The organism is Pseudomonas sp. GW822-FHT04H02 (assembly GCF_058800645.1).
The window spans coordinates 201,345-213,548 of the sequence record NZ_JBXAMM010000007.1 but is presented as its reverse complement, the minus strand read 5'-3'; the positions used below and the strand labels follow the sequence as shown (position 1 = coordinate 213,548).

Genomic DNA, 12,204 nt, shown 5'->3' with positions numbered 1-12,204 from the left:
TGGCCGAGGTGCTGGTTTTATTGAGCTTTGATGAAGGTTCTGTGCGTGCTGATCTCGGCTGTTGCACTGAATTGAGACGCTATGCCCTGTTTCGGCTCTTTGTGGCAGATCGGGTCGCGTTTGGATCAACGGCTCCTAGGGACGCAGGGGCCTGAGGTTTGTCGGGAGTTTGAGGAGCAAGGCCACCCACCCGATGGCCTCAGTGATGCAGCAGTGACAGCAACAAGATCAGGTTGAGCAGCAAGGCGAGCAGGGCGATGCCGCGCCAGACTTTCAGCGGTTCGCGTTCCAGTAATGGCCGCGATCTGGTGCTCAAGCTGCGGCGTTCGCCCTGTTCCAGCGCCAGCAGCCATTCTTCGGCAGTTTCGTAGCGCTGTGCCGGATCGGCATTCACCCCGCGCTCTAGGCTTTGTGCCAACCATTCCGGCAGGTCCGGGCGGTAGCGGCCGGGGTTCGTCGCTGCGCCGAAACGCGGGCGCTGGAAGGCTTCGATCTCGCCGTGGGGGTAGTGCCCGGTCAGCAGGTAGTACAGGCTGACGCCTACCGCATAGAGGTCCTGTTGCGGGCCGGGAGGTTCACCGTCGAAGGCTTCCGGGGCGATAAAGCTCGGGGTGCCGGGTAGCAGGTGTGCCGGGTCCGCCGAGAGGCCGGGGCAGTACGCCAGGCCGAAATCCAGTACCCGCAGTTCGCCATCGTCCCCCAGCAGCAGGTTGTCCGGTTTGATATCCCGGTGCAGGATCTGCCGCCGGTGCAGCAGACCGATTGCGCGTAGCAGATGCTCGGCCAGGGGCTGCCACTGGGCCAGGGGCAAGGGGCCGTTCTGGCGAAGCAGTTGTGCCAGGGTACGGCCCGGGTATTCGCGCATCAGGTAGTACAGGTGCTGGCGTGAAGTTGCGCTGTGTACCTGGGGAAAGTGACGCCCGGCAACGCGGCGCAGCAGCCATTCTTCGCATAGCAGTCCCTGGCAGGCCGTCAGGTCGTTGTGCAGGGCCGGGGGCAAGGTCTTCAGCAGCCAGGTTTGTTGCTGTTCGTCGTGTACCCGATACAGCAAGGCCTGCTGGCTGTGGCTGAGCAATGCCTCGACTTGCCAGCCCTCGAAGCGCTGGCCGGGTTTCAGCGGCGGCGGCAGGGGCCATTGCTGCAGCTGCAGCAGGGCGTCACCGAGGCTGCTTTCGCCGAGCTCATCGACTCGCACCAGCAGCGCGCTGGCGTTGTCCTGGCTGCCGGCCAGGTGGGCGGCGCGGACCAGGGTCTGTACAGCGCTGTCCGGGTCCGTCTGGTCACGCAGAATGGCAGCGATGGCGCTGTCGCCCAGGGTGGCCCAGACTCCATCGCTGAGCATCAGGAAGCTTTCGCCCTGGCGCAGTTCGCCGTCGAGGAAGTCCAGCACCAGATGTTGGTCCAGGCCCAGGGCACGCTTGAGCACATGCTGCATGCCCGGTTGCTCCCAGACGTGGTCCTGGCTGATGCGTTGCAACTGCTGCCGGTGCCAGCGGTAGACCCGGCAGTCGCCGACATGGGCCAGGGTGAAGCGCCGGCCCCGCAACACCAAAGCGCTGAGGGTGGTGAGCAGTGGCTGGCCGCCGCCGTTGGCCTGGAGCCAACGATTCTGGGCGACCAGCAGGCGTTCCAGGGCTTGGGCCACAGCCCAGGTTTGCGGGGTGGCGTAGTAGTCCAGGGCCAGGGCCTGCACGCTTGAACGGGCGGCGAGGCCGCCGTCGGCGCACTGGCTCACACCGTCGGCGATGGCGAACAACAGGCCTTTGCTTGCGGCCAGGTCCGGCGCCGGGGTGACCCGGCGCAGGGCGTCCTGATTTTCCGCCCGCGGTCCGGTGGCGCTGGCCTCGGCGTGGCTCAATTGCAGGCCCATGACGCCCTCAGACCCGCGCCGCAGTCACGGCGGCGGAGCCCCAGGTGGTTCTCCAGCGGCGCTTGACCCCGTGCAGGCCGAACCAGGCCAGGACCCCGAGGCTGGCGAACAGCCACAGCGCCAGTTGATAGCTGCCGGTGCTCTGCTTGATCGCACCCATGCCCGCCGCCAGGGCAAAACCGCCGATGCCGCCGGCCATGCCGATCAGCCCGGTCATGACCCCTATTTCCCGGCGAAAGCGCTGCGGCACCAGTTGGAATACCGCGCCATTGCCTGCGCCGAGACCGAGCATGCAGACGAACAGCGCCAGCGCCGCATAGGAACTGGGCAGGTTGAAGCCTACGGCGGCGATGCACACCACCGCCACGCTATACATGCCGAGCAAGGTGCGAATACCGCCGAAACGGTCGGCCAGGGCGCCGCCCAGAGGGCGCATCAGGCTGCCGCCGAAGACGCAGGCGGCGGTGTAGTAGCCTGCGGAGATCGGGCTCAGACCGTACTGGTCGTTGAAGTAGCCGGGCAGGGCGCTGGCCAGGCCGATGAAGCCGCCGAAGGTCACGCTGTAGAAGAACATGAACCACCAGCTGTCACGATCACCCAGGGCCTTGAAGTAGTCGGCCATGGACTTGGCCTGGGGCCGTTGGGGGGCGTTCTTGGCGAGCCAGGCGAACAGCGCCAGGGTCACCAGCAGGGGAATCAGGGCGAGGCCGAACACATTGCTCCAGCCATAGGCCGCTGCCAGTACCGGTGCCAGCAGGGCGGCGAACACCGTGCCGGAGTTGCCGGCGCCGGCGATGCCCATGGCCTTGCCCTGGTGCTGCGGCGGGTACCACTGCGAGGCCAGGGGCAGGGCCACGGCGAAGGAAGCCCCGGCCATGCCGAGGCATACCCCCAGCAGCAGCGCCTGCTCATAGCTGTGGATGCCCAGCTTCCAGGCCATGAACAGCGCGCCGATGACGATCACCTGGCCGATCAGGCCGGCGGTCTTAGGTGACAGGCGATCGGCCAGCAGGCCCATGATGAAGCGCAGTACTGCGCCGGCGAGGATCGGCGTGGCCACCATCAGCCCGCGCTGTTGGGTGCTCAGGTGCAGATCGGCGGCGATCTGCACTGCCAGGGGCCCTAGCAGATACCAGACCATGAAGCTCAGGTCGAAATACAGAAAGGCCGCGAACAGGGTCGGGGTGTGGCCGGATTTCCAGAAGCTTGAATTCATCGCGCACCTCAGCTGATAAGAGTCGTTGGAGTCGTCATGAGCTTGCAGGTGGAGCGCCGCCACGGCCGCGCCACCGACCCCGGTCAGTGGGGCCAAAACGAAAAAACGTCGGCACCCGGCTCGTTGAGGGCGAGCAGGGCGCGCGACGTCTTTGTCGTAGGTGGGGCAACCGCCGTTGGTTACCGGTGTGGATCTGATAGCAAGAGCCGCGCCAACCTGCGGCCGATGCTGGCTCGCATGGGCAGGTTCGCTGTAGGAGCTGGCTTGCCAGCGAAGGCACCCTCAAGACTGGCGCAAGGTTCAGAGGCCTATTCGCCGGCAAGCCGGCTCCTACGGGGCGCAGGTCAGCCCAGCAGTTCCTGCATGGCGATGATCTGTTCCGCGACCTGGATCAGCTTCTGCTGTTTGCTCATGGCCTGGCGACGCATCAGGGTGTAGGCCTGTTCTTCGTCGCAGTCCTTCATCTTCATCAACAGGCCCTTGGCCAGTTCGATGCGCTTGCGCTCGGCCAGTTGCTGGTCCCGGGCCTGGAGTTGCGCGCGCAGGGCCTGGTCGCTTTCAAAGCGCGCCATGGCCACGTCGAGGATAGGCTGCAGGCGCTGGACCTGGATGCCCTCGACGATGTAGGCGCTGACCCCGGACTTGATCGCCTGGCGCATTACCCCCGGATCGTGTTCATCGGTGAACATCACGATGGGCCGGGGTTGATCGCGGCTGACCAGCACCACTTGCTCCATGACATCGCGGCTGGGTGACTCGGTATCGATCAGGATCACGTCCGGACGCACTGTTTCGACGCGGCCCGGCAGGTCGATGGTCAGGCCGGATTCGTCAATCACCTCGAAACCGGCTTCGCTGAGGGCGGCCTTGAGCCTTCCGACTTTTTTCGCGGTGTCGTTGATCAGCAGGATACGCAGCATGTTCGCGGGCTCCGATCAGCGCTGGGCAACAAGGGGAGGGGTGCCGTTCATCGCATGCAGGCGGAAGCTGCGGGCATAGGCGGCAGGCTCAGAGCCGTCCCACACCTTGCCATCGATCAACTGGCTGCTGCGCATGTCCTGGCCCCAGGCGGCGATGCCCAGCGCGGTGGCGGCTTCGCGGTATAGCTCCAGCTGCTGCACGTGGCGCGCGACGCCCAGGTAATCCGGGTCTTCCCGCAGCAGGCCCCAGCGCCGGAACTGGGTCATGAACCACATGCCGTCGGACAGGTAGGGCAGGTTGACGGCGCCATGATGGTGAAAGCGCAGGGCGTGGGGGTCCTGCCAGCGATTGCCCAGGCCGTCGGCGTAATCCCCCAGCAGCCGCGGCTCGATGCAGTCCAGCGGTGCATTCAGGTAATCGGCAGCGCTCAGCAACTGGGCGGTGCTGCGGCGGTTTTCCGGGCTTTGCTCGATAAAGCGGCTGGCTTCGAGAATCGCCATCACCAGGACCCGGGCGGTGTTCGGGTATTGCTCGACGAAGGCGCGGGTGCAGCCGAGGACTTTTTCCGGGTGATCCGGCCAGATCGCCTGGCTGGTGGCCAGGGTGAAACCCTGATCCTGCTGCACTGCACTGGCGCTCCAGGGTTCGCCGACGCAGAACCCGTCGATGCGCCCGGCCTGCAGATGAGCCACCATCTGCGGTGGCGGCACCACTACGCTGTCGACATCCTGCAGCGGGTGGATACCCTGGCTGGCCAGCCAGTAGTACAGCCACATGGCGTGGGTACCGGTGGGGAAGGTCTGGGCGAAGGTCAGTCGTGCCCGGCTTTGGTGCACATGGCGGTCCAATGTCTCAGGGCTGGTCACCTTGAGGGCTTGCAGTTCCCGGGACAGGTTGATGCTCTGGCCGTTCTGGTTCAGGCCCATGAGCACTGCCATGTCACAGGGGTTGGTGCCGCCGATACCCAGGTGTACCGCGTAGATCAGTCCATACAGGCTGTGGGCGGCGTCCAGCTCGCCGCTCACCAGCTTGTCCCGCAGGCTGGCCCAGGAACTCTGGCGCTTGAGGTTCAGGGTCAGGCCGTAGGGTTGGGCGAAGCCTTGAGTGGCGGCGACCACCACTGAGGCGCAATCGGTCAGGGCCATGAAGCCCAGGTTGATGGCGGACTTTTCCGGGGCATCGCTGCCGTTGACCCAGGCCAGCGGGGTGTTGGGGAGATCGTTCATGACGTGGCACCTTGCATAAAAAAGCGTCGTACCCGCCGACCGGATGAGGCCGGGGCGGGTGACGACGCCATTGTCCTGGGACCTCAGCCGCCCTTGGCCGAGGTCTGCATGCACATGAGAGTGCAAGGCATATGCCAGCCCGGCGGGGATTTCACTTCGCGCCTCGCCTGCAAGCCCCGGGGCCGGCTATAATCGGCGCCCTATTTCGCCGCCAACCGAGTTCATCCCGCCCATGTATACCCTGGCCCGCCAGCTGTTGTTCAAACTCTCCCCGGAAACCTCCCACGATCTGTCCCTGGACCTGATCGGCGCGGGCGGGCGTTTGGGCCTTAACGGGCTGTTGTGCAAGGCCCCGGCGCAGATGCCGGTCAAGGTCATGGGCCTGGAGTTTGCGAACCCGGTAGGGCTGGCTGCGGGCCTGGACAAGAACGGCGCAGCCATCGACGGCTTCGCCCAATTGGGGTTTGGTTTTGTCGAGATCGGCACCGTCACCCCACGCCCGCAACCGGGCAACCCCAAGCCGCGGATCTTCCGCCTGCCTCAGGCCGAGGCCATCATCAACCGCATGGGCTTCAACAACCTGGGGGTCGACAACCTGCTGGCACGGGTCGCGGCCTCGCAATACAAGGGCGTGCTGGGGATCAATATCGGCAAGAACTTCGACACCCCGGTGGAGCGGGCGGTGGATGATTACCTGATCTGCCTGGACAAGGTCTATGCCCATGCCAGCTATGTCACGGTCAACGTCAGCTCGCCCAATACCCCGGGCCTGCGCAGCCTGCAATTTGGCGAGTCGCTCAAGCAACTGCTGGCGGCCTTGAGCCAGCGCCAACAGGAACTGACTGCGATCCACGGCAAGCGTGTACCGCTGGCCATCAAGATCGCTCCGGACATGAGCGACGAGGAAACCGTGGAAGTGGCCCGCGCCCTGCTTGAAACCGGCATGGATGCAGTGATCGCCACCAACACCACTTTGAGCCGTGAAGGCGTCGAAGGCCTGGAGCATGGCGCCGAGGCCGGCGGCCTGTCCGGCGCACCGGTACGGGAAAAGAGCACCCACACGGTCAAGGTACTGGCTGCTGAACTGGCCGGCCGTTTGCCGATCATCGCCGTGGGCGGCATCACCGAAGGCAAGCACGCGGCTGAGAAGATCGCTGCGGGCGCCAGCCTGGTGCAGCTGTATTCGGGGTTCATCTACAAGGGGCCGGCGCTGATTCGCGAGTCGGTGGATGCCATCGCGGCCATGGGCTGAGAGGGAGGGACGGCACGCGGGCATAAAAAAGGGCTCCTCGAAGGAGCCCCTGGGCCGAAGCCCGCCGCCCGGATGGGGCGTGCGTGGTTAAGTCGTCATCTATTCAAGTTTTAGGTGTCGGAATGTGCCCTGATCAGCCGACAGCGCGAAGTTCGTTGAGTCTGTGGATGCCCGCAGTGCCTGTCATACCGTCCCAGTTGTCGCCGCGTCCTTCTCGCCAGCCGTTAATCCAGGCTTGGCGTACCGACGGTAGAGTAAATGGGCAAAGCTCACGGGACTTGCCATTAACGCCATACTGATATCCGCGTAAAAACGCTTTTTCCAACGGATCACGCTTTAGTCTTCTCATAGGGTGTTTCCCTCACTTGTTGACTGCTTTATGTCCCGTCGACCTTCGTTGAGGTCGGGCAGATTGCTTCTGCCGTTGGTGCTCGCTGCCGGCGTCGCGAGCCTTGATGTTGACGCCGTTGCGGCGCCAACCTGTGTTGAGTTCTAACCAATAGGTCACAGCAAGTGAATGATCGTTTTGTCATAAGGACGTAACGATAATGCTGTCCAGGCCATAAGCCTGGGGCGGTTTTGTATCGTGCCTGTCACGCAAAGCCCCCTGTGATCAGCCTCTCACTAGATGATGAGGTTAATGCTTTAGTGAGAATGTCGAACGGTTGCACTCAACTACTATTCGACGAAGGGTCGACTTATGTCATTTTGTTGCCCTGACTTTTTATCTGTCCCGGCCTCTAAGCTCTTTTGCCCTGCAAGAAAGCCAGCCTGCCGGGGTGGGACGGCGCAGTTTCGCGCCACACGAGCGCTCTTGAAGAAAAGCGCTTGATTGAAAACCGAACGGGCGATGCGTTGCCCGTTCACTTATTGCTAAAGGCCCTGGTATTCCCATGTCGGATCGTTACGAAATCTTCCTCACCTGTCCCAAAGGCCTTGAAGGCCTGCTGATCGAGGAAGCCGTCGGGCTTGGCCTTGAGCAAGCGCGTGAGCACACTTCTGCCGTGCGCGGCATGGCCGACATGGAGACGGCCTATCGCCTGTGCTTGTGGTCGCGCCTGGCCAACCGGGTGCTGCTGGTGCTCAAGCGCTTCCCGATGAAGGACGCCGAGGATCTCTACCACGGCGTGCTGGATGTCGACTGGCAGGACCACATGCTGGCCGACGGCACCCTGGCCGTGGAGTTCAGCGGCCATGGCTCGGGCATCGACAACACCCACTTCGGCGCCCTGAAGGTCAAGGACGCCATTGTCGACAAGCTGCGCACTCCGACCGGCGAGCGCCCTTCGGTGGACAAGCTCAACCCCGACCTGCGCATCCACCTGCGCCTGGACCGCGGCGAAGCCATCCTCTCCCTGGACCTCTCCGGTCACAGCCTGCACCAGCGCGGCTACCGCCTGCAGCAAGGCGCCGCGCCGCTCAAGGAAAACCTGGCGGCGGCGATCCTGATCCGTTCCGGCTGGCCGCGCATCGCTGCCGAAGGCGGCGCCCTGGCCGACCCGATGTGTGGCGTGGGCACCTTCCTGGTGGAGGCGGCGATGATTGCCGCGGACATCGCCCCCAATCTCAAGCGTGAACAATGGGGCTTCACCGCCTGGCTCGGCCACGTGCCGGCGCTGTGGCGCAAGCTGCACGACGAAGCGCTGGCCCGGGCCCAGGCCGGCCTGGCCAAGCCACCGCTGTGGATCCGCGGCTACGAAGCCGACCCGCGTCTGATCCAGCCCGGCCGCAACAACGTAGAGCGCGCCGGCCTGAGCGAGTGGATCAAGATCTACCAGGGCGAAGTGGGCACCTTCGAGCCGCGCCCGGACCAGAACCAGAAAGGCCTGGTGATCTGCAACCCACCCTACGGCGAGCGCCTGGGTGACGAAGCCAGCCTGCTGTACCTCTATCAGAACCTCGGCGAGCGCCTGCGCCAGGCCTGCCTGAACTGGGAAGCGGCGGTGTTCACCGGCGCCCCGGACCTGGGCAAGCGCATGGGCATCCGCAGCCATAAACAGTACTCGTTCTGGAACGGCGCCTTGCCCTGCAAGCTGCTGCTGATCAAGGTCCTGCCGGATCAGTTCGTCACCGGCGAGCGCCGCACCGCCGAGCAGCGCCAGGTGGAACGCGAGCAGGCCCAGGCCGCCGCGGACGAAGCACCCGTGCGCCAGTACAACAAGAATGGCAACCCGATCAAGCCGGCCCCGGCTCCTGCTCCCGTGGTCGAACAGGCGCGCCTGAGCGAGGGCGGGCAGATGTTCGCCAACCGCCTGCAAAAGAACCTCAAGCAACTGGGCAAGTGGGCCAAGCGCGAGGGCATCGAGTGCTACCGTGTCTACGATGCCGACATGCCGGAATACTCCCTGGCCATCGACCTCTACCAGGATTGGGTGCACGTGCAGGAGTACGCGGCGCCCAAATCGGTGGACCCGGAAAAGGCCCAGGCACGTCTGTTCGATGCCCTGGCGGCGATTCCCCAGGCGTTGAATGTCGACAAGAGCCGGGTGGTGATCAAGCGTCGCGAGCGCCAGAGCGGCACCAAGCAGTACGAGCGCCAGAGTGCCCAGGGCCAGTTCACCGAAGTTCGTGAAGGCGGGATCAAGCTACTGGTGAACCTTACCGACTACCTGGATACCGGGCTGTTTCTCGATCACCGGCCGATGCGCATGCGTATTCAGCAAGAGGCGGCGGGCAAGCGTTTCCTCAACCTGTTCTGCTACACCGCCACCGCCAGTGTGCACGCGGCCAAGGGCGGCGCGCGCAGCACCACCAGCGTCGACCTGTCGAAAACCTATCTGGACTGGGCACGCCGCAATTTCTCGCTCAACGGTTTCTCCGACAAGAACCGCCTGGAGCAGGGCGATGTGATGGCCTGGCTGGACAGCTGCCGTGACGAGTTCGACTTGATCTTCATCGACCCGCCGACCTTCTCCAACTCCAAGCGCATGGAAGGGGTGTTCGACGTGCAGCGTGACCAGGTGCAGTTGCTGGACCTGGCCATGGCACGCCTGGCGCCGGGGGGCGTGCTGTATTTCTCCAACAACTTCCGCAAGTTCCAGCTGGATGAAAACCTCGCCGCGCGCTACCAGATCGAGGAAATCACGGCGAAAACCATCGATCCGGATTTCGCCCGCAACGGCAAAATCCACCGTGCCTGGAAAGTCACCGCACGCTGATGGCCGGATATGTCCCCGAGGCCTGTTTTTTCAGGTTTCGGGGGCTGTTTAGCGCTGGTCAAATTAGTGGCTAATAGCTATAACTCACACTTGGTCCGGATGATGCCCAAACTCGCTGGCGTGATGAGTTCTGCTTATGCCTCTGCATGTTGTACGCCCGAAAATCCTGGGTTTCATAAGTGAAGAGGTATCTGCCTGGCTGGTGGCGGTGCTGGTCCTGGTTGCGGGCGGCATCCTCACCGGGCTCTTGGCGTGGTCCACCTACAGCCTGAACAAGCAGCAGGTGCGCCAGCGCTTCCAGTTGCTGGCCGGCGAACGCTACAGCCGCATCGAAGAACGCTTTCAAGACCAGGAACAACGCCTGGACGGCTTGCGGCGCTTCTTTGTCAATTCCGACCTGGTGACCCGCCAGGATTTCGATGGCTACGCCAAACCCTTGTTGCGCCGCACCCAGGCCTATGCCTGGGCGCCTCTGGTGAGCCGCGCCCAGCGCCCGGGGTTCGAGCAGTCGATTCGCGATCAGGGGCTGCCGGGGTTTTCCATTTTGCAGTTGAATGCCACGGGCCAGATGGAGCCGGCCGGCGAGCACGATGACTACGCGCCGGTGCTGTACAGCCAGACCCAGAGCCCCCTGGGGTCGCCCCTGGGTTACGACCTCCTGGCTCAACCCCTGCGCCGAGCCACCCTGGAACGTGCTCGGGAACTCAATGGCCTGGCGGTCTCTCCGCCTTTGCAACTGGTGGCCGTGGACCAGGCCTATGCGCGAGGGGTGCTGCTGGCGGCGCCGGTCAGGCGCGCGCAGGATGCTTCCGCCCCCCAGGACCGGCCCTACGGCTATGTTCTGGCGATCATCAGCCTGCGGCAACTGGTGGCGGACGGCCTGCCGGTTCCTGCCAGCGATAACCTGTCGGTGAGGATTCTCGACCTGTCCACCGAGGGCCAGCACGAGGTGCTCTACGAGTCGAACAACCCGCCCATCAGCAGCAGCCTGACCGCCAGCCGCCTGCTGCGCCTGGCGGACCGGGACTATCAGGTGGACATCCGCCCCAGCGCGGCCTTCCTGCACGCCAACCATTCAGCCCTGGGTAGCCTGGTGATTCTTGGCGGCATGCTCAGCCTGCTGCTCAGCGCCTTGCTCTACGTCCTGGTCAGCCAGCGTCAGCGGGCTCTGGCCCTGGTGGAGCAGCGCACCGAGGAGCTGCGTAGCAGCGAGCAGGCGTTGCGCGGCACCCACAGCCAGTTGCGCTGCGTGCTCAATGCCGCCACTCAGGTAGCGATCATTGCCACCGACCTGCGCGGAGTGATCAGCACTTTCAATGCCGGGGCCGAGCAGATGCTCGGCTACAGCAGCAGTGAGGCGGTGGGGCACCTGACCCTGGAAAGCCTGCACCTGCCCGAAGAGCTGGAAAGCTGGGCCCAGAGCCTCACCCAGCGTTACGGCAAAGCCATCCCGGTGTCCCAGGCGATGTTGGTGGAAGAGGGCATGGCCGGCGGGCATGAGGCCCGGGAATGGACCCTGGTACGGCGTGACGGCAGCCATCTGCAAGTCAACATGCTGGCCACCCCGGTGCTCGACGACCAGGGGTTGTGGATCGGCCATCTGGCCATCTGCATCGATATCACCGAACGCAAGCGCGTGCATGAAGCCCTGGCCGCCCGTGACCGCTTGCTGCAGCGGCTCAGCGCCCACGTTCCCGGCGGGATCTATCAGTTCAAGCTGGACGCCGACGGGCATACCAGTTTTCCCTATGCCAGCGATGGCCTGCGCGAGATCTACGAGATCGAGCCGCAACTGCTGCAGCAGGATGCCGAGGCGGCATTCGAGCGCATCCATCCTGAGGATGTGGAGCGGGTGCGTGAGTCGATCCGGGTTTCGGCGCAGCAGCTCAGTCCCTGGCGCGAGGAGTACCGGGTCTGCCTGCCGCAGCGGGGGGTGCGCTGGATGCGCGGTGCAGCGAGCCCGGAAAGCCTGCGGGGCGGCGGTGTGCTCTGGCACGGCTATATATCGGATATCTCCGATCTCAAGCGGGTCGAGGAGGAACTGCGGGCATTGTCGGTCACCGACTCCCTGACCGGTATCCACAACCGGCGCTATTTCCAGGAGCGGCTACAGGCCGAGATGCACCGCCTGGAGCGAGGTGGTGGCGTCATGGCGGTGATCATGCTGGACATCGACCATTTCAAGCGGATCAACGATCAGTACGGTCACGGTGTGGGGGATCAGGTGCTGCGCGGGTTGTGCGAGCGCATCGGCCGGCGCCTGCGGCGCATCGACGTCTTCTGCCGTCTGGGGGGAGAGGAGTTCATGGTCCTGTGCCCGGACACCAGCGGCCAGCAAGCGCTGATTCTGGCGCAGGAGCTGTGGCACGGTGTGCGCAGTTCGCCGATCGGGCCGGTGGAGAGTGTCACCGCCAGTTTCGGTATCGCCAGTTGGCGTGCGGGGGAGGGTGCAGATGAGCTGCTGCTGCGGGCCGACTCTGCGGTCTATGCCGCCAAGCAGGCGGGGCGGGACCGGGTCCAGATGGAGCTGCCGTGAACACTGGCGGCGCGCAAGGCTTGCC

The 12,204-nt window shown here is 64.4% G+C and carries 8 protein-coding genes; 3 read left to right on the top strand and 5 right to left on the bottom strand.

What is annotated here, in order from left to right; translation table 11 throughout:
- Positions 1 to 199: 199 nt before the first annotated feature.
- From AC1RMG_RS27580 to AC1RMG_RS27565, 4 genes are all read right to left on the bottom strand, one after another.
- Complete coding sequence (locus tag AC1RMG_RS27580) at positions 200 to 1,870, bottom strand: bifunctional protein-serine/threonine kinase/phosphatase (RefSeq protein WP_041116865.1); 1,671 nt, start codon at positions 1,868 to 1,870, stop codon at positions 200 to 202.
- A 7-nt stretch (positions 1,871 to 1,877) separates the two neighbouring features.
- Entirely contained in the window at positions 1,878 to 3,086 is a 1,209-nt protein-coding gene (locus tag AC1RMG_RS27575) for a nitrate/nitrite transporter (RefSeq protein ID WP_493170749.1), read from the bottom strand.
- A 344-nt stretch (positions 3,087 to 3,430) separates the two neighbouring features.
- Positions 3,431 to 4,006, bottom strand: a complete 576-nt coding sequence (locus AC1RMG_RS27570; protein ID WP_015634757.1) for an ANTAR domain-containing response regulator — start codon at positions 4,004 to 4,006, stop codon at positions 3,431 to 3,433.
- 15 nt (positions 4,007 to 4,021) lie between these two features.
- A complete protein-coding gene (locus AC1RMG_RS27565; RefSeq protein WP_368994438.1) occupies positions 4,022 to 5,233 on the bottom strand; it encodes a CmpA/NrtA family ABC transporter substrate-binding protein in 1,212 nt (403 codons plus the stop codon).
- Positions 5,234 to 5,465: 232 nt separating this feature from the next.
- Here AC1RMG_RS27565 and AC1RMG_RS27560 point away from each other — a divergent pair, with 232 nt between their 5' ends.
- A complete protein-coding gene (locus AC1RMG_RS27560) occupies positions 5,466 to 6,485 on the top strand; it encodes a quinone-dependent dihydroorotate dehydrogenase (RefSeq protein ID WP_011060197.1) in 1,020 nt (339 codons plus the stop codon).
- 133 nt (positions 6,486 to 6,618) lie between these two features.
- On the opposite strand, the gene rmf is transcribed toward AC1RMG_RS27560, so the two are convergent.
- Positions 6,619 to 6,834 carry a ribosome modulation factor gene (gene rmf, locus AC1RMG_RS27555; RefSeq protein ID WP_015634760.1) on the bottom strand — a complete coding sequence of 72 codons (216 nt, stop codon included), beginning with the start codon at positions 6,832 to 6,834 and terminating at the stop codon, positions 6,619 to 6,621.
- A 544-nt stretch (positions 6,835 to 7,378) separates the two neighbouring features.
- Between rmf and rlmKL the strand changes: the two genes are divergently transcribed.
- Positions 7,379 to 9,643, top strand: coding sequence for a bifunctional 23S rRNA (guanine(2069)-N(7))-methyltransferase RlmK/23S rRNA (guanine(2445)-N(2))-methyltransferase RlmL (gene rlmKL, locus AC1RMG_RS27550; RefSeq protein ID WP_053150032.1), 2,265 nt, complete (start codon positions 7,379 to 7,381; stop codon positions 9,641 to 9,643).
- A gap of 136 nt (positions 9,644 to 9,779) precedes the next feature.
- Positions 9,780 to 12,179: a sensor domain-containing diguanylate cyclase gene (locus tag AC1RMG_RS27545; protein ID WP_493170747.1), complete on the top strand. Its 2,400-nt coding sequence runs from the start codon at positions 9,780 to 9,782 to the stop codon at positions 12,177 to 12,179.
- Positions 12,180 to 12,204 lie beyond the last annotated feature (25 nt).

Coding starts and splice junctions, on each gene's coding strand:
- AC1RMG_RS27560 (WP_011060197.1), top strand. CDS start 5,466: ATGTATACCCTGGCCCGCCAGCTGTTGTTCAAACTCTCCCCGGAAACC.
- AC1RMG_RS27545 (WP_493170747.1), top strand. CDS start 9,780: ATGCCTCTGCATGTTGTACGCCCGAAAATCCTGGGTTTCATAAGTGAA.
- rmf (WP_015634760.1), bottom strand. CDS start 6,834: ATGAGAAGACTAAAGCGTGATCCGTTGGAAAAAGCGTTTTTACGCGGA.
- AC1RMG_RS27575 (WP_493170749.1), bottom strand. CDS start 3,086: ATGAATTCAAGCTTCTGGAAATCCGGCCACACCCCGACCCTGTTCGCG.
- AC1RMG_RS27580 (WP_041116865.1), bottom strand. CDS start 1,870: ATGGGCCTGCAATTGAGCCACGCCGAGGCCAGCGCCACCGGACCGCGG.
- rlmKL (WP_053150032.1), top strand. CDS start 7,379: ATGTCGGATCGTTACGAAATCTTCCTCACCTGTCCCAAAGGCCTTGAA.
- AC1RMG_RS27570 (WP_015634757.1), bottom strand. CDS start 4,006: ATGCTGCGTATCCTGCTGATCAACGACACCGCGAAAAAAGTCGGAAGG.
- AC1RMG_RS27565 (WP_368994438.1), bottom strand. CDS start 5,233: ATGAACGATCTCCCCAACACCCCGCTGGCCTGGGTCAACGGCAGCGAT.